At 43.9% G+C, this 24683-nt stretch carries 20 protein-coding genes; 16 read left to right on the plus strand and 4 right to left on the minus strand.

All coding sequences use genetic code 11. From position 1 onward, the window contains the following. The first annotated feature begins 37 nt into the window (after nucleotides 1-37). From lysS to OCU90_RS02610, 4 genes are all read left to right on the plus strand, one after another. Nucleotides 38-1570: a lysine--tRNA ligase gene (gene lysS, locus OCU90_RS02595; protein ID WP_004735013.1), complete on the plus strand. Its 1533-nt coding sequence runs from the start codon at nucleotides 38-40 to the stop codon at nucleotides 1568-1570. 270 nt (nucleotides 1571-1840) lie between these two features. Continuing rightward, nucleotides 1841-3175, plus strand: coding sequence for a cyclic-di-GMP-binding transcriptional regulator VpsR (gene vpsR, locus OCU90_RS02600; protein WP_061024549.1), 1335 nt, complete (start codon nucleotides 1841-1843; stop codon nucleotides 3173-3175). Between the two features lie 618 nt (nucleotides 3176-3793). Beyond that, nucleotides 3794-4045, plus strand: coding sequence for a hypothetical protein (locus OCU90_RS02605; protein WP_004735015.1), 252 nt, complete (start codon nucleotides 3794-3796; stop codon nucleotides 4043-4045). Nucleotides 4046-4259: 214 nt separating this feature from the next. Continuing rightward, the gene (locus tag OCU90_RS02610; RefSeq protein ID WP_004735016.1) at nucleotides 4260-4571 is read left to right on the plus strand and encodes a DUF6482 family protein; all 312 of its coding nucleotides are present in this window, start codon (nucleotides 4260-4262) and stop codon (nucleotides 4569-4571) included. Between the two features lie 86 nt (nucleotides 4572-4657). Here OCU90_RS02610 and mutH read toward each other — a convergent pair whose 3' ends face one another. Further along, a complete protein-coding gene (gene mutH / locus OCU90_RS02615; RefSeq protein ID WP_086027492.1) occupies nucleotides 4658-5323 on the minus strand; it encodes a DNA mismatch repair endonuclease MutH in 666 nt (221 codons plus the stop codon). A gap of 616 nt (nucleotides 5324-5939) precedes the next feature. Here mutH and rppH point away from each other — a divergent pair. The 5 genes from rppH to OCU90_RS02640 are packed head-to-tail and all read left to right on the plus strand — an operon-like array spanning nucleotide 5940 to nucleotide 11251. Beyond that, nucleotides 5940-6458 (plus strand): RNA pyrophosphohydrolase, encoded by a 519-nt coding sequence (gene rppH / locus OCU90_RS02620; protein WP_004735018.1) that lies wholly within the window; start codon nucleotides 5940-5942, stop codon nucleotides 6456-6458. Nucleotides 6459-6460: 2 nt separating this feature from the next. Beyond that, nucleotides 6461-8710 carry a phosphoenolpyruvate--protein phosphotransferase gene (ptsP, locus tag OCU90_RS02625; protein ID WP_061024551.1) on the plus strand — a complete coding sequence of 750 codons (2250 nt, stop codon included), beginning with the start codon at nucleotides 6461-6463 and terminating at the stop codon, nucleotides 8708-8710. Nucleotides 8711-8718: 8 nt separating this feature from the next. After that, on the plus strand, nucleotides 8719-9510 hold the full coding sequence (locus OCU90_RS02630; protein ID WP_004735020.1) for a sulfite exporter TauE/SafE family protein: 792 nt from the start codon (nucleotides 8719-8721) through the stop codon (nucleotides 9508-9510). Nucleotides 9511-9568: 58 nt separating this feature from the next. Further along, nucleotides 9569-10390 carry a prolipoprotein diacylglyceryl transferase gene (gene lgt, locus OCU90_RS02635; RefSeq protein WP_004735021.1) on the plus strand — a complete coding sequence of 274 codons (822 nt, stop codon included), beginning with the start codon at nucleotides 9569-9571 and terminating at the stop codon, nucleotides 10388-10390. Between the two features lie 9 nt (nucleotides 10391-10399). Beyond that, nucleotides 10400-11251 carry a thymidylate synthase gene (locus OCU90_RS02640; RefSeq protein ID WP_009848438.1) on the plus strand — a complete coding sequence of 284 codons (852 nt, stop codon included), beginning with the start codon at nucleotides 10400-10402 and terminating at the stop codon, nucleotides 11249-11251. Between the two features lie 62 nt (nucleotides 11252-11313). Here OCU90_RS02640 and OCU90_RS02645 read toward each other — a convergent pair whose 3' ends face one another. Continuing rightward, on the minus strand, nucleotides 11314-12690 hold the full coding sequence (locus tag OCU90_RS02645; protein ID WP_061024553.1) for an IS4 family transposase: 1377 nt from the start codon (nucleotides 12688-12690) through the stop codon (nucleotides 11314-11316). 198 nt (nucleotides 12691-12888) lie between these two features. Here OCU90_RS02645 and OCU90_RS02650 point away from each other — a divergent pair, with 198 nt between their 5' ends. Both OCU90_RS02650 and OCU90_RS02655 read left to right on the plus strand, forming a co-directional pair. Then, entirely contained in the window at nucleotides 12889-14289 is a 1401-nt protein-coding gene (locus tag OCU90_RS02650) for a winged helix-turn-helix domain-containing protein (RefSeq protein WP_061024555.1), read from the plus strand. Nucleotides 14290-14506: 217 nt separating this feature from the next. Then, the gene (locus OCU90_RS02655; protein ID WP_061024557.1) at nucleotides 14507-14983 is read left to right on the plus strand and encodes a hypothetical protein; all 477 of its coding nucleotides are present in this window, start codon (nucleotides 14507-14509) and stop codon (nucleotides 14981-14983) included. A gap of 362 nt (nucleotides 14984-15345) precedes the next feature. Here the strand turns inward: OCU90_RS02655 and OCU90_RS02660 are convergent, their stop codons facing one another. Next, nucleotides 15346-16491 carry a Na/Pi symporter gene (locus OCU90_RS02660; RefSeq protein ID WP_004735026.1) on the minus strand — a complete coding sequence of 382 codons (1146 nt, stop codon included), beginning with the start codon at nucleotides 16489-16491 and terminating at the stop codon, nucleotides 15346-15348. A 389-nt stretch (nucleotides 16492-16880) separates the two neighbouring features. On the opposite strand from OCU90_RS02660, the gene nhaR reads away from it, so the two are divergent. Together nhaR and OCU90_RS02670 are read left to right on the plus strand one after the other, a co-directional pair. Beyond that, a complete protein-coding gene (nhaR, locus tag OCU90_RS02665) occupies nucleotides 16881-17771 on the plus strand; it encodes a transcriptional activator NhaR (RefSeq protein WP_004735027.1) in 891 nt (296 codons plus the stop codon). A gap of 99 nt (nucleotides 17772-17870) precedes the next feature. Continuing rightward, nucleotides 17871-18164 carry an ArsR/SmtB family transcription factor gene (locus OCU90_RS02670; RefSeq protein ID WP_004735028.1) on the plus strand — a complete coding sequence of 98 codons (294 nt, stop codon included), beginning with the start codon at nucleotides 17871-17873 and terminating at the stop codon, nucleotides 18162-18164. A 386-nt stretch (nucleotides 18165-18550) separates the two neighbouring features. Here the strand turns inward: OCU90_RS02670 and rpsT are convergent, their stop codons facing one another. Then, complete coding sequence (rpsT, locus tag OCU90_RS02675; RefSeq protein ID WP_012603273.1) at nucleotides 18551-18811, minus strand: 30S ribosomal protein S20; 261 nt, start codon at nucleotides 18809-18811, stop codon at nucleotides 18551-18553. A 251-nt stretch (nucleotides 18812-19062) separates the two neighbouring features. Here rpsT and murJ point away from each other — a divergent pair, with 251 nt between their 5' ends. From murJ to ileS, 3 genes are all read left to right on the plus strand, one after another. After that, a complete protein-coding gene (gene murJ, locus OCU90_RS02680) occupies nucleotides 19063-20625 on the plus strand; it encodes a murein biosynthesis integral membrane protein MurJ (protein WP_061024588.1) in 1563 nt (520 codons plus the stop codon). A gap of 70 nt (nucleotides 20626-20695) precedes the next feature. Beyond that, a complete protein-coding gene (gene ribF, locus OCU90_RS02685) occupies nucleotides 20696-21631 on the plus strand; it encodes a bifunctional riboflavin kinase/FAD synthetase (RefSeq protein WP_061024561.1) in 936 nt (311 codons plus the stop codon). A gap of 63 nt (nucleotides 21632-21694) precedes the next feature. Continuing rightward, on the plus strand, nucleotides 21695-24553 hold the full coding sequence (gene ileS / locus OCU90_RS02690; protein WP_004735055.1) for an isoleucine--tRNA ligase: 2859 nt from the start codon (nucleotides 21695-21697) through the stop codon (nucleotides 24551-24553). Nucleotides 24554-24683: the final 130 nt, after the last annotated feature.

Raw genomic sequence — 24683 nt, forward strand, 5'->3', positions numbered from 1 at the left:
ATAGCTGTCCAAATTATAAAAGCAAGGTACATCTCTAATGACTGATGCTGTTCAAAACGAAAACGCACAAGAAGCTTCTTCACCTGAAGAGAACAAACTAATCGCTGAACGCCGTAGCAAGCTGGATCACATCCGCTTGAACTGCAAAGCGAACGGTCACCCAAATGATTTCCGTCGCGAGCACCTAGCTGGCGATCTTCAAGCGGAATTCGGTGAGAAGACTAAGGAAGAGCTAGAAGAGCTTAACCACATCGTTGCGATCGCTGGTCGTGTTATGGCGAAGCGTGGTCCATTCCTTGCGATTCAAGAAACTTCTGGTCGTATCCAAGCATACGCAGCGAAAGACGTACAAAAAGTACTGAAAGAGAAGTACCAAGGCCTAGATATCGGTGACATCATCGGTGTTAAAGGTGCGCTTCACAAATCTGGTAAAGGCGACCTTTACGTGAACATGGAAGAGTTTGAACTGCTAACTAAAGCACTTCGTCCTCTACCAGAGAAGTTCCACGGTCTAACTGACCAAGAGATGCGTTACCGTCAGCGTTACGTTGACCTAATCGTGAACGAAGACTCTCGTAACACATTCATCGTGCGTTCTAAGCTTGTGTCTTCAATCCGTAACTTCATGAGCTCAAAAGGCTACCTAGAAGTTGAAACGCCAATGATGCACGTGATCCCAGGCGGTGCTACAGCACGTCCATTCATCACTCATCACAACGCATTAGACATCGACATGTACCTACGTGTTGCACCTGAGCTTTACCTTAAGCGTCTAGTGGTTGGTGGTTTTGACCGTGTATTCGAGATCAACCGTAACTTCCGTAACGAAGGTCTTTCTCCACGTCACAACCCAGAATTCACAATGATGGAATTCTACCAAGCGTACTCTGACTACAAAGATCTAATGGATCTAACGGAAGAGATGCTTAGCACAGCAGCGATGGACGTTCTTGGTTCTACTTCTATGCCTTACGGTGACGAAACGGTTGAGTTCGGTGGCACTTACGCTCGCATGAGCATGTTCGATGCAATCAAACACTACACGCCTGAAAATGCAAACATTCAAGCTCTGACTGAAGATGATCTTCAGAACAGAGAATTGATGGTTAAAATTGCAGAAGAAGTGGGTCTGTACGTTGAGAAATTCTGGACTTGTGGTCAGCTTCTTGAAGAGATCTTTGGTGAAACGGCTGAGCCTCAGCTAATTCAACCAACATTCATCACGGGTTACCCAGCGGACATCTCTCCATTGGCTCGTCGTAGCGACAGCAACCCATTCTTCACAGATCGCTTTGAGTTCTTCATCGGTGGCCGTGAAGTAGCGAATGGTTTCTCTGAGCTTAACGATGCACAAGACCAAGATGAGCGTTTTAAAGCGCAAGTTAACGCAAAAGACGCGGGTGATGACGAAGCGATGTACTACGATGCAGACTACATTACTGCACTAGAGCACGGCTTACCGCCAACAGCGGGTCAAGGTATTGGTATTGATCGTCTAGCGATGCTATTTACAAATACGCACACAATCCGTGACGTGATCTTGTTCCCGGCAATGCGTCCACAAGCGTAATACTCGCTTATGGGATGTAACAGCCCATCTGATTAAAAAGCCACCTTCGGGTGGCTTTTTCTGTTTTTAGGCTGCAAAACCTAGCCTGTACCGCACTCTTGATTCGAAAAACCATTATTTCTGACATAGTCTTACTATTGAGACATAAAATCTAAGATAGTCTCACTACTATACGTCCTGCGCTGAATACGATCTCGTGGCATTTTGTCGAACGATGAAGCAGTGACTCGTATTAGCTTGATTTAAATAAAAATAGAATAAGGAAGAAGGATGGGAACTCAATTTAAGATGGATTCCTTACCAGGTTCTCTTATCGTCGTTGGTGGTGCGTACGAACCCTGGTTATCAGTGTTAGAGCAAGTGGGTTGGCAATGTACCCAGTGTGCAGATTTACGAAAAGCCGATGCCTTGATTGCTGACATTGGCCCATGCATTGGCATTGTGGATCTTAGTCATGATGAGTTTAGCCTTAACGGTATCGCTAATCTCGTGAGCAACAACAAGCAAGTAAGATGGCTCGCCTTTATTCGTGAATCGCAATTGAGCTCTGATACCATTTGCCAATTTATCGTGAACTTCTGTATCGACTTTTTCACGGCGCCAATCCCAGATGCCCAGTTATTGAGTACCATTGGTCACCAATTGGGTATGCTCAAGCTTGAGCAGAAAGTATGGCCAAACTACGGCATCAACAACAATATGGGTTTGCTTGGCGACTCTGTGGCTGTGAAGCGTTTGAGAGACCAAGTAAAGCGCATTGGGCCGACAGATGTCAGTATCCTGATTTACGGAGAGAGTGGAGCAGGAAAAGAGACGGTTGCACGATCAATTCATCAAAACTCTTCGCGAGCGCAAAAGCCATTTTTAACGGTCAATTGTCGTGCCTTGTCTGAAATGAGAATAGAGGCCGAGGTATTTGGTATCTCTGCACAGCCCGCTGCAGCACCTTGTCTGTTGGAAGAAGCCGACGGCGGAACCATCTTACTCAATGATGTATTGGCGATGCCACGTAATCAGCAGTTGAACCTGCTGCGTTTTTTACAAGAAGGTAAAATTGAAACTGCGGATGGTCCTAAGCCTGTCGATGTGCGCATTCTGGCCGCGAACTCTTCTGATATCGAAAAGGCATTGATCGAGGGCGACTTCAATGAAGAGCTTTATCATTACATCAATGTTCTGCGTATTCACGTTCCGAGCTTGAAAGAGCGAGTGAGTGATATTTCAGTACTGGCTAATCATTTTCTACGCGAGTATTCAAAAGAGTTCAATGCTCAAGCTAAGAGCTTTTCAGACGATGCTACCCGCTCGATGAATCGTTATCACTGGCCGGGCAATGTGCGTGAGTTGATGAATCAAATTAAGCGTGTCGTGCTGATGTCGGATGCGGTGATCATTGACGATCAACAACTGGATTTACCAAAACAGAATGATGAGCGCCGCAGTCTCAAAAGTATCCGTGAGCGTTCAGAGAGAGATGCGTTGCTGATTGTTCTAGAATCTTATGGTGGTCAAGTATCGTTGGCCGCTAAGGAGCTTGGAGTTTCGCGTGCAACCATGTACCGATTGCTGAATAAACATAGCCTGATTTCTGAAGGTGTTGTTTAGAGCTCTCTATTCATTGATTCTATCCAGTTAGTGTAAATCTAAGAGCCACGCATGATGCGTGGTTTTTTTATATCCATTGCTACAATTGATCGTTGATCGTTGACTGCTGATAGATTGATAGATTGATAGATTGAGCTATTGGAGGCTCGGTCTTTAAGAGAGATGTTCTATGATTTTATATAATCATAGTGAATATGTTATATATAAAGTAATATGCAACTAATATTTTGGGTGAATCATTTGTTTTGAAATTGTTAATCAATTATCGGTTGAATAATATACTCACTTGGTTAGACTTTAACCGTGAAAGCAATGGTTTAACAAAGACTTATTTGCTTTTATTATCTCATTTCTTTTTGGATTTTTTAGTTAGTTTGGAGGCGCAAATGAAACATTTCGATTTTATACAGCATATTTGCGCGTCGTTTGATCCGTGTACTGACATGGTGACTGTTATGTCACAAACATCAGCCATGGCCGATCGAAACACCCAAGATAAACCTAACTAATAGATCCGTACCCTTATTTGGCTGCGGAAAAATAGCAGCTAAGTGAGAAGCCCTCATACTATCTAACACGCTATTTTTCCTCAGTTTATTTTACAACTGGAGAGTTATTATGCGTCACTCAGTATACTTAAAACTAGCAACAGTCCTTATCCGTGCAGATCTTCGTCGTGAAGAACGTGAATGGCAACGAAAAGTTCGTCGTAGTTCATACGATCTACCATGGAACAATACTCATTTATTGAGAGATATTGGCCTTGAAGCCGATGGTCGACCAATTGGTTTTTCTGAACCTGAAGTCGTTACGATTGAACGTCGAGTTCGTCACCTTCGTCGAGTCTTAAGCGCGCGAATACCGACGTAATCTTGTGGGGTGATAGCGCCTTTCACTCCTTAAGATAAATATCAGTGATAGTTGTGGCGTCGGAAGTGCAAGCTTTTGAACTAAAACTGGCCAAAAAAGAGAAGCACTTGCTTCTCTTTTTTGCTTTTTTAAGCCGTTATGTGTGCTTTTTTAAGTCGTTATCTAGTAAAGAAAAAGAGTTCTACTACGCTTTATAGAGCAAGGGAGGCTGGCTATGCAAAAGCATCAATTAGACATGTGGTTACATGGAGAGCACAAAGACTCTTATCAAACACCGAAAGTATACGTTATTGGTTGTTCCGATATCTCGGAATATCTTTTAGCAGTGGAATATAAACACAAGCTAGAACCGGTAAAGCAAGACGGTGAGCCGCTTCACTTTGGATCCTTGGATCAAGTGAAAGAAGAGTTGCTTCGGCTCGGTTTTGAAAAGGCGTATCTTCGCTTACACAACGCCTATGACGAGTTTGGCAATGAGCCAAGCCAAAGCTACTGTGATATTGAACTGGCGCTCAAACCTCATTAGAGAGCGTTCGTAGCTAGAGATTGATTCTAGTTACAGGCGGTTTGTAACATACTGATAGTTTGGTCCATCTATGCTAAATAAAAGCTCTATGCGTAATGGGTTGTCAGCAATTTATGGGTGAATTGAGTCCGTAGATAGAAACCACGTGGTTTAGTCTTGATAGGTTTTCCACTTGCACCGTAAGCTTCTGTTAACACGCGACTGTTGGCCGCTTTTGGTCGCAAATGCAGTGCTTCGCCGTGTCTTGCTGTTATCTGTTCAACATTACCTAACACGATCAACTCCATCAGCTCTTCCCAGTCTCTTTTCAGGAGTTCGTTTTCAGCTAGGCTTGGTGTCCAGAGTAATGGGGAGCCAACATGCCTTTCTGCCAGCGGGATCTCTCTTTCTCCCTCAACAGGGATCCACAACACTTTAGACAGCTTGTTTCGAACGTGACTGGTTTCCCAAGTTATGCCTTGCACGCCCATCAATGGAGCGACACAAACAAAGGTGGTTTCGAGTGGCTTTCCAGAGTAGCCAATCGGGATGCTTTTAAGCTCGATACCGAGTTTGGCAAAATCTTGTTCTGGTTTACTGCCAGCGGGCGCACCCAAGTGCCATTCCAATAGCTGTCCAACCCAGCCTTTATCGCGCTTGAGGTCGTTTGGCATCACCATCTCGGCTTCATCGGCGAGCTCTTTAAAGGTCATTCCGGCGATAGCATACGCTCTGTCTAGCAGCTCTTGTTGTGTTTGTGGTTCTGGTTTCATAATAAAAGGCATGATCAAAAAAATGATTTTACCAGAAGTTATCACCATATGACGACTGGTTAAGAAATGATCTCCTTGTTAGGAAAGGGATCAAACTCATGGTTATCCACAGGACATAAAGGTAATTAATTGAAATATTAATTTAGTGGATAAATAAACAGGGGTTTATGGTGGATTAAATGCTTGCCAAATGGGGTTCAAAATGAATCTTTCACTTACTAGTGTGGATAAACATCGGAGTGGTTGATCTTTAACCACGTTCTGTTTTTGAAAGATCTTTTACTTTTCTAATGTTTTTAAAAATGAAAATTTAATTTTAATTACTTGATTTTTAATGGAATAAATTAAATTTGTTCGACTTGGTGTTTTTGGTGTTGATGAATCTATGGATTAAAAAAAACGATTGCGGGTAATTCTTCACATAGTTATTCACAGAAAAGGTGAATAAATGTGGTCTATGTCTCATTATTGTGTGGGTAACTAGAATTTGAGCAAAACTTATCCATATTCTTAGTTAATATTCATAAATATAGCGCTTGTCACGTCACTAAGTTTGCTCCGATTGGGGATATGTGGAAAAATCAGAGTAATTAAAAATTTAGATAGAGGTTGGCCAGTGATAGATGGCGATGGTTACCGATTAAATGTTGGTATTGTAATCTGTAACAACCATGGTCAGGTCTTCTGGGCTAAACGATACGGGCAACATTCATGGCAATTCCCTCAAGGGGGAATAGATGAAGGTGAAACTCCGGAACAGGCAATGTACCGCGAGTTGTATGAAGAGGTTGGCCTTACTAAAAAGGATGTAAAGATCGTCGCGACAAGTCGTCATTGGTTACGCTATAAGCTGCCCAAACGACTGGTTCGGTGGGATTCTAAACCTGTCTGTATTGGACAAAAACAGAAGTGGTTCCTTTTACGCTTAGATTGCGATGAATCGCAGATCAATATGCAGCGTGGAAGTACACCTGAGTTTGATGGTTGGCGTTGGGTGAGTTACTGGTACCCAGTTCGACAAGTTGTTTCTTTCAAGCGAGATGTTTACCGTCGAGCTATGAAAGAATTCGCATCTTTAGCAATGCCGTTTAAAGAGCGAAAAACAAAAGGAAAACGCAAATTGCGTAGAGGTTAAGCATGCTCAGTCAACTAAGGGAAATAGTTGAACACGTATCAAGAGTTGAAGATGTGTCGACGGCTCTTGATATTTTGGTTAAAGAGACATGCAGTGCGATGCAGACGGAATGTTGCACCGTGTATTTGGCAAATAATGATATGCAGCGTCTTGAGTTGATGGCAACTCAAGGCCTGATCTTCAAAGGCAATAGTATTCACATTGGTTTTGACGAAGGTCTGGTTGGCCTTGTCAAAAGAAGTGCTGAACCTATCAACCTTGCACAAGCGTCTGCTCACCCTGCTTATAAGTTTTTTCCAGAGCTTGGAGAAAAGGTTTATCACTCTTTTCTCGGCACTCCGATTATCCATCGCAAGCAAGTGCTTGGCGTATTGGTCATTCAACAGAAGTCTCCTCGTTTATTCAGTGAGATGGAAGAATCCTTCCTTGTCACACTCTCAGCACAACTTGCGGTCATTGTGGCGCACGCTCAAACTCAAGGCCATTGGCTTTTAGAGCAACAGAAGCTACCTAAGATTAAAGGTATTGCAGCTTCATCGGGCGTTGCGATTGGTGATTTATGGTGGGACAACACTCAGCCTGAACTCACCGATGTTTATCCAGCATCGACGCTTAATGTTGAAAGAGAGCATGAAATGCTGGCGGTCGCCGTCGAAAATGCTCTCAATGACTTTAAGCGAATGCGAAAGCGCCTAGACAGTGAAATCAATAAAGACGCGTTGGCGATCTTTGACCTGTTTACTCACTTACTGAACGATCCAATGTTACGTAAGGATCTTAAGAGCCAAATCCAGAAAGGCGATAAGGCCGATTGGGCATTAAGGCAGGTTGTTGAGAGCTACTCGAATCGCTTTGCTCGTATGTCAGACGTGTACCTTCGTGAGAGGGCACAAGACATCCGAGAGCTTGGTCAAAGATTGCTCTATTTTCTTCACAATTCTGAACATGAACTTCGCACGCTAGATAAGCCAATTATTTTGGTGGTTCGAGAGCTAACGGCTTCGGTATTGGCCTCTATTCCCAAAGAAAAACTTTTAGCTGTCGTTTCCTTGGAAGGGGCGGCGAACTCGCATGCGGCTATTTTATCTCGCGCGTTAGGCATTCCCTCGGTTATGGGGGTAAATCTCAATCTTGCTCAAGCGAATGGTAAGCAAGCGATTGTTGACGGGTATAGTGGCGAGATTTTTATTGAGCCGACTCAAAACCTGCTCAAAGAATATCAAGGGCTGATTCTAGAAGAGAGTGAGCTCTCTTCGATGGTCAATCGAGAATTATACTTACCGGCAAAAACGCAAGACAACCAGCAAGTCGAGATCCTGCTTAATGCGGGGTTGAGTGCCGACACCAATATCGCTATCAACCAAGGCGTTGATGGGGTGGGGCTGTATCGAACCGAAATTTCTTTCTTGTTACAGCAGAGGTTTCCGTCAGAGGACGAACAATTCAAGCAATACCGTTCTGTACTCGCGAGCTACCCTGAGAAGCAAGTGGTGATGCGTACACTCGATATCGGTGGCGATAAGGCCTTACCTTATTTCCCTATCGAAGAGGACAACCCATTCCTTGGTTGGCGTGGTATTCGTTTTACGCTCGATCATCCTGACATCTTTATTATTCAGTTACGTGCCATGCTACGTGCGAGCTGTGAAAGCCATAACTTGAGTATTTTGCTGCCGATGATCTCTGGTGCGCAGGAACTGGATGACGCGCTACAACTTATTGAACAAGCGTATGACGAAGTGTATGAGCTTGATAACCGAGTGCGCATGCCTCGCGTTGGTATCATGATTGAAGTGCCATCAATGCTTTATATACTGCCGCTGATTGCTGATAAGGTCGACTTCGTTTCAGTCGGTACCAACGACTTAACTCAATATTTATTAGCGGTTGATCGGAACAATTCACGAGTATCCGATGTCTATGAATCAATGCACCCTGCGGTGATCATGGCATTAAAACAAATTCATGATACTTGTAAGCAACATCAATTACCTGTGTGTATTTGTGGTGAGCTAGCCGGTGATCCTATGGGCGCGTTGTTACTGATTGGGTTGGGGTATGAGACGTTAAGTATGAATACCTCGAATGTCGCGAGGACTAAATATTTGATTCGCCAATCTAACTTGAGTGAATTACAGGATTTGGCAAATAGAGCGCTTTCAAAACCATATGGTAGTGACATCTATAGTATGATGCTGAACTATTTCGAAGAGCGTGAATTTACAGGCTTCATTCGAGCAGGTAAAAAATAGGATTTAACGTGTCATATGAACTGATAGGCTTGTTAGCAGGCCTTGGTGCTATTGTTGGTGTTTTAGCGGGTTTGCTAGGCATTGGCGGTGGTTTGCTGGTCGTTCCTGCCTTGCTGTTTTTGCTTCCTAAAGCGGGTATTCCTCAAGAGTTTGCAATGCAAATGGCATTGGCTACCTCGTTATCAACCATTATTGTTACCTCGGGATCGTCTGCAATTAACCATTTAAAATTGGGTAATGTGGAACTTTTTGTCGTTAAGTGGTTGATGCCTGGTGTGGTGATTGGTGGTTTCCTAGGTTCTTTTGTCGCCGACGTTATTCCTGCTCAATATCTGCCAAAAGTCTTTGGTGTGATTGTCTTGGTATTGGCGTTGCAGATGTTGTTGTCGATCCGCTCTAAGAGTCAAAAGTCGATGCCGGGTTCAGCTAAGACCATGTTATGTGGTGGCGGTATTGGTTTGGTTTCAAGCTTGGCTGGTATTGGTGGTGGTTCTTTGTCGGTGCCTTTCCTTAACCATCACGGTGTGGAAATGCGCAAAGCTGTAGGCTCATCCTCTGTATGTGGTTGTGTTATCGCGATTTCGGGAATGCTCGGCTTTATTTGGCATGGCTCTTCTGTCGATGATCTTCCGGCGTATAGCTTGGGTTATGTTTATCTACCGGCTTTGATAGCGATATCTTGTACCTCAGTACTGACCACACGAGTTGGCGCTAAACTGGCCACTCAATTGCCAACCCCCGTGCTGAAGAAGTTCTTTGCGGTATTTTTAATGTTTATAGCAGCCACTATGCTGCTGTAGTGTTTTTTCTGTTAGCTGTTGAGTTAACCGTTATTCAATTTTAGATAGAGAGCCAAGTATGTCTCAGGGTTTTATCGAATTCCCAAATATCGATCCTGTTCTTATTGAACTAGGACCAATCTCAGTTCGTTGGTACGGCCTAATGTACCTTGTCGGCTTTATGTTTGCTCTTTGGTTAGCAAATCGCCGAGCTGATCAACCCGGTAGTGGTTGGACTCGAGAGCAAGTATCAGACCTACTGTTTGCTGGCTTTCTAGGTGTGGTGCTTGGTGGTCGTATTGGCTACGTACTTTTCTACAACTTTGGCCTTTTCATTGATGATCCACTCTACCTATTTAAGGTATGGACTGGCGGTATGTCTTTCCACGGTGGTTTGCTTGGTGTGATCACCGCGATGCTTTGGTATGCCAAAAAGAACGGTCGAACCTTTTTTGGTGTCGCTGACATGATTGCACCATTGGTTCCATTTGGTTTAGGTATGGGCCGCATGGGCAACTTCATGAACAGTGAGCTATGGGGTCGTGTGACTGATGTGCCATGGGCGATTGTATTCCCTAACGGTGGTCCACTCCCTCGTCACCCATCTCAGCTTTATGAAATGGCGCTTGAAGGTATTGTACTGTTCTTCATCTTGAACTGGTTCATCAAAAAGCCTCGTCCTCTTGGTTCTGTATCAGGGTTATTCCTAGCAGGATATGGTACATTCCGCTTCCTAGTTGAATACGTACGTGAACCTGATGCTCAGCTAGGTTTGTTCGGTGGATTTATCTCTATGGGACAAATTTTGTCACTGCCAATGGTTATCATCGGTGTGCTGATGATGGTTTGGGCATACAAGCGTGGTCACTACAAAGATGAATTACCACAACAAACGAAGTAAGGAATTGGTGTGAAACAGTATTTAGATCTCTGTCAGCGTATCGTTAATGACGGTACTTGGATTGAAAATGAACGCACAGGCAAGCGCTGCCTAACCGTAATCAATGCTGACCTTGAATATGATGTAGGTAATAACCAATTCCCACTGGTAACAACACGTAAAAGCTTTTGGAAAGCCGCAGTTGCTGAGCTGCTTGGCTATATCCGTGGTTACGACAATGCTGAAGATTTTCGTAAGCTAGGGACTAAAACTTGGGATGCGAATTCTAACCTGAATGAAGCATGGCTAAATAACCCTTACCGCAAGGGTGAAGACGACATGGGCCGTGTTTATGGCGTTCAAGGACGTGCATGGGCAAAACCTGACGGCGGTCATATCGACCAACTGAAGAAGATTGTTGATGATCTAACAAACGGCATTGATGACCGCGGCGAGATCTTAAACTTCTATAACCCAGGTGAGTTCCACATGGGTTGTTTGCGTCCGTGTATGTACAGCCACCACTTCTCTCTACTTGGTGACACTTTGTACCTAAACAGTACTCAGCGCTCTTGTGATGTCCCTCTAGGCCTGAACTTCAACATGGTTCAAGTGTATGTGTTCCTAGCAATCATGGCGCAAATCACGGGCAAGAAAGCGGGTGTGGCTTACCATAAGCTGGTTAATGCTCATATCTACGAAGATCAACTCGCACCTATGCGTGATATCCAGTTGAAGCGTGAGCCTTTAGCGGGGCCAACATTCCATATCAATCCTGAGATTAAGTCTCTAGAAGATTTGGAAACGTGGGTGACGATGGATGACTTCTGGGTTGAAGGCTACGAATGCCATGAAGCGATTAAGTACCCATTCTCGGTTTAATCTAATCTGCTTTGACTGATTGAAAGGCTGCCTCTGCGCCTGTCTCTTGATCACAAGTCTGGTTAATCAAGAGACTTAGCGAGTTCATACCCTTCAAGGATGGTTTGTAACCTAAACCATCCTTGCCATAACGTCTTTATAGAAGCGCGACCTGTTCGCTTGGTATTCTTCCAACCACCTAACCGAGCAATACCGTTGTAAGCCCATGATATATTAGGCGCTTCTTTCGGTAGTTTTTTGCTCTCCAACTTGAGCCACATTAACTTCCACGCTTTGCCTTTTAATACCTGCTCACAACTGCTCTTAGATAACTCGTCTGATTCATTCATAAACCTCAACTGGAGTAACCGAGTCGCGATAAAAGCCAAAACGACGCTGAGCCTTTCTAAGTTATCCTTACTTTGCATTCTCAGTTGCTCAACTTCAGTCCCTTCACTTTTCCAGACTTTATGAAAATCTTCTATTAGCCAGCGCCGCTCATAATAACTGACGATTTTGAGTGCCTCTTCCTTGCTCGTTATCGGCTCTGAAGTCAGTAAGTGCCATGCGAGCTTATTACCACTCTCTCCTTGTTCTATACATCCCACGTAGTAAAGCGGAATGTTATCGAACTCTTTTTTGTTAGCAGGAGACTTGAGTGTCACGGGGGCATATTTGATATCTAAATGAGCCTTGCGAGCTTTACGACCGCCTTTTTGCGGTATTTCTAGCACTTTCTCTCCGGCTGATAACAGGGTAGAGGCATAGCTATAAAGACGATTATCATGCTCTTCAATACAGCGGCTTTGCATTGAGCGAACGAGGAACCTTTGTTGTTGCTCTCGCTTGTAAATGAGGTATTCAAATAGGTCGGCTTCTCTATCGCACACAGAAATGACATCCGAAATTTTATCGCCAAGTCGCTCAGCGACATGGCGAGAGGCTTGTTCCCACTTATAACTTTCTTTCTCTTTGTATGGTCGAGTCGCATGCTGGTGCCTTTGACCTCGCTTTTCTATATCACGAGTCCAGCGCTGTTGTTCAATTAAACCAATAACAGATTGAGTGTCGGGAGCAAAAAGTAAGGTTGAGTGTACGAACATGGCGCGATGTCGATTGCCTTGATTGGAGTGCCCGAGTTCATCTCGAATGCTGCGATGGGAGTAACTGAGAGAAGTGGTGTCTTCTAAGGCAAGAAGTGTTTGTTGCTCTAATGCTTCTTGTGCGGTGACATAAAAACCCGCTTCTGCGATATCTTCTGCTTTGATTTGCTCATTACGGATGAAGCGATAAGCCCCTTCCATTTCAGCAGGGGAGATAATGAGTTTCGAGACGGGTACGCCAGGTTGCTCGGCCAGTGAGGCTGCGAGAGCAACGAGTCTTTGAGTGCGTCTAGGGTCATTAAGGTGGGCTTGACCGAACTGTTTTTGTGCCCAAAGGGTTGGCTCTATATAGGTCATGATAATCATCCTTGTCATTGCTTAGATGATCAGATCATGAAACCTAAAAATAGTTCAAAACCCCCCCCCAAGCGTGGCTTAGGGATTTGTGTATAAGAGACAGGCCTCTGCGCAGCCTTTTTTATTTCTGATGCTTGGCTTGCTTACTATTCGTAAAACCAATAATCTTGAGTGGTCTTTTCTAACCACAGAACTACTATGACTCGCTCGCATTGCTTTGTATTGCAACACGACTTTCCTATTTCTTTCTACCCTGATAAAAACCAGTTGGTGATTGATAGTGAAGAGATTCATTTAGAGCCACTACAAGCAAGGCTGCTCAGCTATTTCATCGACAAGCGCGGGCAAGTGGTTAGTACGCAGCAGATAGCTACAGATGTCTGGCAAAGAACTCAAGTGTCTGACAACTTGGTCAGACAGGTCATCAGTTTACTGCGCAGTCAGCTTCAGGATAAAGCACGTCCGTATCGCATCATTCAGACCATTCCTAAGCAAGGTTATCTGTTCGATGTTGAGGTGACTCAGCCGAGTGTCGAACCAACTTCCGTTGATGACGCCTCTCTACCTGAATCTGAGCCTAAACCTTTTGTTGCTAATTCGAAAAAGAAAACCATCGCCCTGATTACAACCGCAGTATTCTCTGTTGGCTTAATAGCAACTTGGGCGTGGCAAATTGATGTCTCAACCAATGACACAGCTGTTATTTCTGCGCCTCAAAGTGATGTGATTCCCGTTTATATCCATGATATTACGCTCGATTCTGCGGACGATTATGAGATGTCGGAAAGCGTGTACAACTACCTATTCTACGGGCTGAACTCAGCGAGAAATTTATCGGGTTACCACTTCTCTCAGCTATCGAAACAGGGCAAGCAATCACTTGCCAATAATGGTGTCGAACTCAAAGGTTGGCTCAAGCAAAAGGGCAGTGATTATATACTGAGCGTGCTGATACAAAACAATCGCCAGCCCAATCAAAGTCAGAAAGTGGAAAAGAGCTTTAGCCAAGATAATTTCTTCGATGCCATTGGGGATGTGATTCTCGAGATTAAAGCCATTATTGCCCCAATGAGTTCAGAATACGGTGTTGTCAGTCATCGAGTGACCTCTATTGATAACTACGATGACTGGAAGGTTATTTCAGAGGGAATATCGCTTTTCTACCAAGGTAAAGGTGGACAGCCATTTGCAGAGATCGCACTTCAGTTGGATACGATTCAACAGCAAGGAAGAGACAATTATTTGGTCAATGCCTTATTGTCGTATTCGGAATCTTTGGCTTATTTGCAAAGTCATGAGCAAGAAGATCGCGAACATGCACTGCAACTGGCAAAGCAAGCCTTCGAGATGAACCCACGTTGTGATATTGCCAACCTTACCTTGGGTCTTGCACTGTTAATCAACCAACATGCCAATCAAGCTTTCCCTTACCTTTTTTATGCGGCCGAAAGTACACCGAGCCCAATCAGTTTTTATCTACTTAGTGTGGCTGACAAGCTGTCGGATAACCCCGAAGGTTCGCAATACAACTATCAGCGCTATACCGAAGTAAAAAAAGAGTATAATGGCCAACTGTTTGATCTTATTGAATCTTTATAAAAAACAAACCTTTCCTAAACCACAAAATTCTCTTTGAAGTGAAAACGTTGAGTTACCGCTAATAGTAACGGCTCTTCCGCAAGGTTTCCTTGTGCCAACAGGCTTCTCAACATGTTTGATTATTGTTTGGACTTAGGCTCGATTGCCTTGCATCAAGCGTAAAAACATCGACGTCCACATACTGGTAACCAAATCATTAATTATTTGGGGTACACACATGTTGAAGAAGTTTGCTTTTCAGATCATTCCAATTCAGATCTTCTTATTCGTCTTTTGGTTCAAAAATGGCTTTGTCGATAAAGTGATGGGCGTTGTACTTGGCTTTATTACGCCAGATACCGCTTATTCAGGTGACACTTGGGCTGGCTGGAAAGGCTATATTGTAGGAACTTGGGATAAGAGCCAAATCGGTCATGCTCTACTGAGTCCAACATTCGATTTTATGTTCCCTATTTTGATTGCTTTGCAATGTGTGCCATTTTTATTGGTTCTTCGTTCAGTACTAGCAGGTGAGTTCATGTCTGGCAAGGAGCGTCCGTGGTTACTCTATGCTGCCTTTGCTTCTTTATTTGTGACTGCTTGTATGGCTTTCACTCAAACCATCACTGGCGCAAGCGACGGGCAGTATCTATGGCAATTTATCGGCTTTGGCATGGTTGCCATTATGTATCTGCGTAATGAGCAAGGTAAGTAAGCGTTTTTTGGATGCGGGATACGAAGGGTAGCTAGATACGAGTAAACGAGATGCGAGATACGAAGATCAAAAGCCCCTGTCATTCCCTAGACTGACGAAGGAAGGAGTAGGGAATCTCTGAGTGTTGTGTGTTAGATAGATTCCCTATCACGCTCGTTCCTCGCTGTAGGGAATGACGGGGATATATAGATGCGAGTAAAACGGGCTTTTCGTTACTCGTTCACTCGCATCCCGTATCTGCTTTCAACTTGTCACTCGCTACTCGAATCTTCTTTTTGTTTCCCACATCTGCCTTTCAGAAAAGAAAAAGCCCGCAACCTAGGAGGTTGCGGGCTTTGTTATAAGCGATGTTTGTTTTGCTATTAAGCCGTCAGTGCTAACACGGTACCAGGCAGTACAAGGAATACCGCAATAAGGTAACCAGCCACTACAGATTTATTCTTCACAGCCATGTCAGAAATAATATCAGCGGCTTTTACTGGTAGTTCACGTAGGAACGGAATACCAAAGATGAATACCGTTGCCATGATGTTGAACACCAAGTGTACTAGAGCAATCTGCAGTGCAAATACTGCGAACTCACCAGATACTGCTGTCGCTGCTAATAGAGCGGTAATACACGTACCGATGTTTGCACCCAGAGTGAATGGGTAAACGTCACGTACTTTAAGAACACCTGAACCTACTAGTGGAACCATCAAGCTTGTTGTCGTTGAAGAAGACTGAACAAGGATAGTAACGATAGAACCAGAAGCGATACCGTGGATAGGACCACGACCAATTGCATTCTTTAGAATCTCACGAGCACGACCCACCATCAGGCTCTTCATTAGTTTACCCATTACCGTGATAGCTACGAAGATAGTCGCGATACCTAGAACGATAAGCATGATACCGCCAACAGTGTCGCCAAATGTCGATAGTGGCTCTTTAATCGCACTGACTACTGGTTTAGTGATTGGCTTGATGAAGTTAAGACCACCCATGCTCATATCACCTGTTGCTAGCATCGGTGATACTAACCAGTGAGAAATCTTCTCTAGAATACCAAACGCCATCTCTAGTGGTAGGAAGATAGCAACGGCTAATAGGTTAAAGAAGTCGTGAATCGTCGCACTTGCGAATGCACGTTTGAACTCATCTTTACAACGAACATGACCAAGACTAACTAGCGTATTGGTTACTGTCGTACCAATGTTCGCACCCATGATCATAGGGATTGCTAACTCAACAGGTAAACCACCTGCCACAAGGCCAACGATAATTGAAGTAACTGTACTTGATGATTGAATAAGTGCTGTTGCCACTAAACCAATCATTAAGCCTGCAACTGGGTGTGAAGCAAATTCGAAAAGAACCTTTGCTTGCTCGCCTGTTGCCCATTTGAAGCCTGTACCAACCATTGAAACTGAAAGTAATAGTAGGTAAAGCATGAATGCCAAGTTAGCCCAGCGTAGCCAACGAGTTGTGCTCGAGATAGGCGCTGCTGCAGTAGTAGCTTGGTTCATAATGTTTTCTCCATTGGACCGTTTAAGTCTGTGTTTGGTCTGTTTGTTTAATCTGAGCGTGATGTTAGAGAACAAATATTTCAGTAATATTACATTTTGGTTTAGGTGAGACTTTTTTGTGATGATTTGCCCTTTAAATATTTGGCCTTGAAATGGCGGTGGTTTAACTTGTTGTTTTTGTGGGGTTTTATTCGTGTTTTTGATAGGTGATATAGATCTTAAAAGTTAGAGAAAAATTAAAAATAATTGCTGAAATATTACATTATGAAATCAGACACTTCGAAAAAATAAGCAGTAATAACTAGTTTGGTTAGGTTTTTCCGAGTTTGTTGAGCGAAGGTGTCATATTTGATATAAAAGGGTATCTACTCTTTTATTACGGCACATCTATGTCGCACCTCAACTATAACCACCTTTATTACTTCTGGATGGTTTGCAAGCAAGGCTCTGTTACTAAAGCAGCAGAAGCTCTATTCCTAACACCACAAACGGTAACAGGTCAGATAAAAGCGTTAGAAGAGCGTATGGATGGCAAGTTGACCAAGCGCAATGGTCGCAGTGTTGAGCCTACAGAGCTTGGACAGCTAGTCTTTAAATATTCCGACCGTATGTTTGGCCTGAGCTACGAGATGCTGGATATCGTGAATTACAGCCAGCACTCCAATATTCTGTTTGATGTTGGTGTTGCAGATGCGCTGTCTAAAAGGCTTGTCAGCAAGATACTGATGTCGACTATTCCCCCAGATAACAGTATTCATTTACGCTGCTTTGAATCGACCCATGAAATGCTACTTGAGCAACTGTCTCAACATAAGCTCGATATGATCTTGTCTGACTGTCCGGTGGATTCGAGTCAAAGTCCTGGTCTGTTTAGTAAGAAGTTGGGTGAGAGTGGAATGAGTTTTTTCAGTTCGGGTAAGGTTGAAGGTGTTAGCTTCCCGGCTGTATTAGAGCAAAGAAAGCTTTTGATCCCAGGAAGTCGAACCTCGATGGGGCGTAAAGTGCTGCAATGGTTTGATAGACAAGGACTTAAACCTGATATTTTGGGTGAGTTTGATGACGCGGCATTGATGAAGGCTTTTGCTCGTTATCACGATGACGCTATCTTCTTAGCGCCTACGCTTTATATGTCTGAAGTTGAAGAGGATTCATCACTGCAATTATTGGTTGGTATTGAAGAATTAAAAGAGGAGTACTACGTCATATTTGCTGAGAGGATGATCCAACATCCAGCAGTAAAAAATGTATGTGACGCAGATTTTAGCAAATTGTTCGAGTGAGGCGGTTTGTTAATGAATTGATATCGATTATCATAACGCCACCATATGCCGGAAATACTAATAGCCGTAGTTGGTGTAAAGGTTGTAGGGAGCCAAACTATGAACTTAAAAGAGATGGAGAAGAACTCAGCGCAAGCTGTGATTCTACTCAAAGCCATGGCCAACGAGCGTCGCTTACAGATTTTGTGCCTATTACATGGTACTGAGCTGTCAGTTGGGGAGTTGTGTGGCAAGTTGGAACTGAGTCAGTCTGCTTTATCTCAACATCTTGCTTGGTTGAGAAGAGATGGTTTGGTCGAAACTCGCAAAGAAGCTCAAACTGTGTATTACACATTGAGCAGTGAAGAAGTAAAAGCGATGATTAACCTACTGCATGGTATTTACTGCAAGTAGCTTATTGCTGGTGGGAGGGGGATTTCTTATCAGTGATAGAATGACACAAGGAAGTGTCAGTATTTCATGTCGAATGTTAGTGCCTATCTATTTACCAACCTATTTACCAACCTATCTATTTATCTATTTTCTTGTCTGTTTATTTTCTAGTTGTCTATTTTTTATATGCTTAGTTGTCTATCGGTCAGCGATATGCCTTTTAGTAAGAAAATGCGTGTCAGTTAGCCAAATGCCTTTTAGTAAGCTGGTATCTGCCGGCAAACCACGTGCTTTTATGTGAGCTAAGTAATGTTCAGCAAGAAAAATCGCTGTGTTACTCAAAATTTAGATATAAAAAAACCGGCCGAGGCCGGTTTTTTTCGTTTTGCGTTGTAATCAAATTTCTATTAAAGAGCTTTGATTGCAGCAGCGAAACGAGACTTATGACGTGCAGCTTTATTCTTATGAATAAGGCCTTTAGTCGCCATGCGGTCTAGAAGAGGTGTAACTTCTACAAGAGCAGCAGTTGCAGCTTCTTTATTGCCAGCTTCAATAGCTGCAATAGTTTTTTTCATGTAAGTGCGCATCATAGAACGACGGCTAGCATTGTGCTGGCGACGTTTCTCAGCTTGGATAGCGCGCTTCTTAGCAGATTTACTGTTTGCCAAGGTCTAACTCCCAAAAACTTAGTTCGGTGACAATTTAAGGGCGAGGACTATCCCTCATAGGCGCTTAATTGTCAAATGATTTGTGCAAAAACCAATCTCAGCCAAAACAAATTTTGGTATGGAAAGGTCATCGCGGTTAAGATGGCGGGGATTCTAACAGCATTTTTAGACCAATGCTAATAATTATGCTTCTAAGGACAGGATAGTATTTATCCTTGCTTGAAAGTAATCAACCAGTGTCAGAGGTTTCTGTGAGTAAACGACTATTAAAGTCAGGCCTGATTGTCAGTGCAATGACTTTTGTTTCCCGTGTGTTGGGGCTAGTACGTGATGTAGTAGTAGCAAATTTGATGGGAGCAGGAGCGAGTGCCGACGTATTTTTCTTCGCTAATAAAATTCCTAATTTCTTACGTCGACTTTTTGCAGAAGGTGCGTTTTCTCAAGCGTTTGTTCCTGTATTAACAGAATATCACGCCGCAGGTGATAAAGATAAGACACGAGATTTAATTGCTAAAGTGTCGGGTACGCTCGGGGTTTTAGTGTCTATAGTGACCGTTGTCGGAGTCTTGGGCTCGGGTGTGATCACTGCGATGTTTGGCGCAGGTTGGTTTATCGACTGGTTGAATGACGGCCCAGCAGCCCCTAAATTTGAGCTGGCGAGCTTTATGCTCAAGATTACCTTTCCTTATTTATGGTTTATTACCTTTGTTGCCTTATCTGGTGCAATCCTCAATACCATGGGTAAATTTGCGGTTTCGTCATTTACACCTGTTTTCTTGAACGTAATGATCATTGCTTGTGCTTGGTTTCTTGCTCCTAATTTAGAACAGCCTGAAATTGGCTTGGCAATCGGTGTGTTTCTTGGTGGTTTAGTCCAGTTTCTTTTCCAAATGCCTTTCTTGATAAAAGCGGGTGTTCTGGTTAAGCCGAAGTGGGGCTGGAGAGATCCGGGCGTTGTAAAGATCCGTACGCTAATGATCCCAGCTCTGTTCGGTGTATCTGTCAGCCAAATTAACTTATTGTTTGATACCTTTATTGCTAGCTTCCTAGCGACCGGTTCGATCAGTTGGTTGTATTATTCAGACCGACTGCTTGAATTCCCACTAGGTCTATTCGGTATTGCCATTGCGACGGTTATTCTTCCGGCTTTATCTCGTAAGCACGTTGATGCTGAAGGGGAAGGGTTTGCTCATACCATGGACTGGGGTGTGCGCATGGTACTGCTGCTCGGCATTCCTGCGATGTTAGGCCTAATAGTTTTAGCTAAGCCGATGCTGATGGTGCTCTTCATGCGTGGTGAGTTTTCGCCACATGATGTACAGCAGGCATCAATGTCATTGGTTGCTTACGCATCGGGTTTGCTTAACTTCATGCTGATTAAAGTGTTAGCTCCGGGCTATTACTCTCGCCAAGATACTAAAACTCCTGTGAAGTACGGCATTATCGCCATGGTCACCAACATGGTCTTCAACGCGATTTTTGCGTATTTCTATGGTTATGTTGGTTTGGCGATAGCGACGGCATTGTCTGCCTTTGTGAATATGGCCTTGTTATATCGTGGATTGCATCTTGCAGGTGTGTATCAATTATCTAAGACAACCTTGTTGTTCAGTGCCAAATTGATTATCTCAGGCGTAGTGATGGTTGCGGCGATTTTATGGCAGTTGGATAATATGCAACATTGGCTTGAATGGAGCTTTAGCCAGAGAGCGCTGACATTAACAGGCTTGATTGGACTTGGTGGCTTTGTTTATATTGTTTCGGTACTGATTTTAGGTATCCGAGTAAAACATTTAAAAGCAGCGACAGATTAATACTGATTAGTATATAATCCGTCGGTTTCACACAATAAATGATGCAAATAACAGGTTTTAGCTGATCATAATGGAACTGATCCGAGGTATACACAATATTAAAGCGCAGCATCATGGCTGTGTATTAACCATAGGTAACTTCGATGGTGTTCATTTAGGACATCAAGAGGTTCTGACTCAGGTTTCTAAACAAGCTGCAGCATTAGGGCTCCCTTCTGTTGTCATGACGTTTGAGCCGCAACCTATGGAGTTGTTTGCCAAAGGTAAAGCACCAGCACGTTTAACTCGCTTACGAGATAAATACGTGCAACTGAGTAAGCTAGATATCAGTCGTTTATTGTGTGTGAATTTTAATCAGTATTTTGCAAGCTTGTCTGCGGAAGCGTTCATTAAAGACCTTTTGGTTGATAAGCTTGGCGTGAAATTCTTGGTTGTCGGTGACGATTTTTGCTTCGGTAAGGGTCGTACTGGTAATTTCGCTATGCTTCAAGGAGCGGGCGAGAAGTATGGTTTTGAGGTGGTGAGCACCCAGAGCTATTGCTTAAACCAATTACGAGTAAGCAGTACTGAGATACGAAATGCGTTAGCGGCCAATGATTTGGTTTCTAGTGCTACCATGCTAGGGCGTGACTACAGTATCAGTGGTCGTGTTTCTCATGGTCGTAAACTAGGGAGAACTATCGGTTTCCCTACCGCTAATATTCCATTAAAGCGTTGTGTTTCTCCTGTTTCGGGAGTGTACGTTGTTGAAGCATTAGATATCGACGGTGTTCCTGTCGGTGGTGTTGCTAATATTGGACAACGACCAACGGTTAATGGTGTAAGGCAGCAATTAGAAGTGCATTTTTTTGACTTTAAAGCCAATTTGTATGGTAAACAGTTAGAAGTACGACTTTTGCACAAACTGCGCGACGAGATAAAATTTGAATCGTTCGACGCACTAAAGAATCAAATAGAATTGGATGCTGAAGCCGCAAGGGTGTGGCTGCTTCAGCTAAAGAATTAGTCGGATGATTCCACCGATTAACATAATGTCTAACTTCGCCCAATATAACGGAATTAAGAATCGATGAGTGATTATAAAGATACCCTGAACTTACCAGAAACAGGGTTCCCAATGCGCGGCAATCTGGCAAATCGTGAACCAGAAATGCTGAAGCGTTGGTACAAAGAAGATCTTTACGGCGAAATCCGTAAGGCAAAGAAAGGTAAAAAATCTTTCGTGCTGCATGATGGCCCTCCATACGCGAACGGCGACATTCACATTGGCCACGCGCTGAATAAGATTCTTAAAGACATTATTATCAAATCTAAGACCCTTTCTGGTTTTGATGCACCGTACATCCCAGGTTGGGACTGTCACGGTCTTCCAATCGAGTTAATGGTTGAGAAGAAGAAAGGTAAGCCTGGTCAGAAGATTTCGGCTGCTGAATTCCGCGAAGAGTGTCGTAAGTACGCTGCGGGCCAAGTTGAAGGTCAGAAAGAGAGCTTCAAACGTCTTGGTATCATGGGCGAGTGGGATAAACCTTACCGCACTATGGATTTCGGCACTGAAGCGAACATCATTCGTTCTCTAGGCAAAATCGCAGACAAAGGTCACCTTCTTAAAGGTTTCAAACCCGTTCACTGGTGTACTGACTGTGGTTCTGCTTTGGCTGAAGCTGAAGTTGAATATAAAGATAAAGTTTCTCCATCTATCGATGTGAAATTTACAGCAGCTGACGAAGCGGCGCTTCTAGAGAAATTTACTCTAGCGGAAGGTCACGCGGGTCAGGGCGAAATCTCTATCGTTATCTGGACGACAACACCGTGGACTCTGCCTGCTAACCGCGCAGTATGTCTACGTGATGATCTTGAATACGTACTTATCCAAGTTGAAGCGAATGGCGAACAGCCAGCTCAACGTATCGTTGTTGCTTCTGAACTAGCAAAAGACGTAATGGATCGTACAGGTATCGAGCACTTCCATAACCTTGGTTTTGCGACTGGTGCTGATCTTGAGCTTTCTCAGTTCAACCACCCGTTCTACGATTTTACTGTTCCTGCTGTTCTTGGCGACCACGTTACAACGGATTCAGGTACTGGTGTGGTTCACACTGCGCCTGGTCATGGTCAAGAGGATTTCGTGGTTGGTAAGAAGTACGACCTAGAAATCGCTAACCCAGTAGGCTCAAACGGCGTTTACCTGCCAGATACTGAGCTATTTGCTGGTCAGCATGTATTCAAAGCGAACGATTCTGTTTTAGAAGTTCTAAAAGAGAAAGGTGCACTACTGCATCACCACGCTTACGAGCACAGCTACCCACACTGTTGGAGACATAAAACTCCAATCATCTTCCGTGCAACACCGCAGTGGTTCATCTCTATGGATCAAGCTGGCCTACGTGCAAAAGCACTAGAGTCAACGAAGAGTGTTGAATGGATGCCAGAATGGGGTCAAAGCCGTATCGAAGGTATGATCGAAGGTCGCCCTGAGTGGTGTATCTCTCGTCAACGTACTTGGGGTGTGCCAATTGCTCTGTTCGTTCATAAAGAAACATCAGAACTTCACCCAGATAGCCCAGCTCTTATTGAAAAAGTAGCGAAGCTTGTGGAAGAAAAAGGTATTCAAGCTTGGTGGGATGTAGATGCTGCTGAACTTATGGGTGCTGAAGACGCTGACAAGTACGAGAAAGTACTTGATACTTTAGACGTATGGTTCGACTCAGGTGTAACGCACTTCTCTGTTGTGGATTCTCGTGAAGAGTACAACTTCCCGAATGAAGAAAGAACGCACAGTGCTGATCTGTACCTTGAAGGTTCTGACCAACACCGTGGCTGGTTCCAGTCATCTTTGATTTCATCTATCGCGATGAAAGACGAAGCACCATACAAGCAAGTGCTAACGCACGGTTTCGTGGTTGATGGTAACGGCCGTAAGATGTCTAAATCTATCGGTAACGTTGTTGCTCCTAAAGATGTAACGAACAAGCTAGGCGCAGATATCCTACGTCTATGGGTTGCTTCTACGGATTACACTAACGAAGTTGCGGTTTCTGACGAGATCCTTAAGCGTTCTGCTGATGCATACCGTCGTATTCGTAACACGGCTCGTTTCTTCCTAGCGAACTTGAACGGTTTCAACCCTGAAACTGACCTAGTGCCTGCTGAAGAAATGGTAGCACTTGATCGCTGGGCTGTTGGCCGTGCTCAAGCTGCACAAGAAGAGATTGTTAAAGCATACGGTGAGTACAACACTCACGGTGTGACTCAACGTCTAATGCAGTTCTGTTCTATCGAAATGGGTTCTTTCTACCTAGACGTAATTAAAGACCGTCAGTACACAGCGAAACAGGGCAGCCATGCTCAACGTAGCTGTCAAACGGCGCTTTACTACATCGTAGAAGCTCTAGTTCGTTGGATGGCGCCTATCATGTCGTTTACTGCAGATGAAATCTGGAACGAAATGCCTGGCGAGCGCGACACGTTTGTATTCACTGGCGAGTGGTTCGAAGGCCTATTTGGTCTTGCTGACGACGAAGAGCTAAGCAACGAATTCTGGACTGAAATCCAGTCAGTTCGTGGCGCAGTGAACAAGCTTCTTGAAGATGCTCGTAAAGAGAAAACGATCGGTGGTGCATTGCAGGCTGAAGTGACTCTATACGCTGACGACGCACTGGCTGCTAAAATCAACAAGCTAGAAGATGAGCTACGTTTCGTACTTATCACCTCTGCTGCTGTTGTTAAGCCGCTTAGCGACAAGTCTGATACAGCTCAAGCGACAGACGTTGCAGGTTTATACGTTGAAGTTGCAGCAACTGAAGCTGAGAAGTGTGACCGTTGCTGGCACCACACTCCAGATGTAGGCACAATCGAAGGTCACGAGAAAATTTGTGGTCGTTGTGTGTCGAACATCGACGGTGAAGGCGAAGTGCGTAAATACGCATAACGACTCAGAGAAAGACTGAACTTTTTGTAAAAATCATAGCCCCAGTATCAACTGGGGTTATTTTTAATTATAGGAAATGTGTTTAACCGAGTTGAGTGCTCATCATCCCTTAAACAGGAAGATTAAATGG

Source organism: Vibrio splendidus, assembly GCF_024347615.1.
GTDB lineage: Bacteria > Pseudomonadota > Gammaproteobacteria > Enterobacterales > Vibrionaceae > Vibrio > Vibrio splendidus.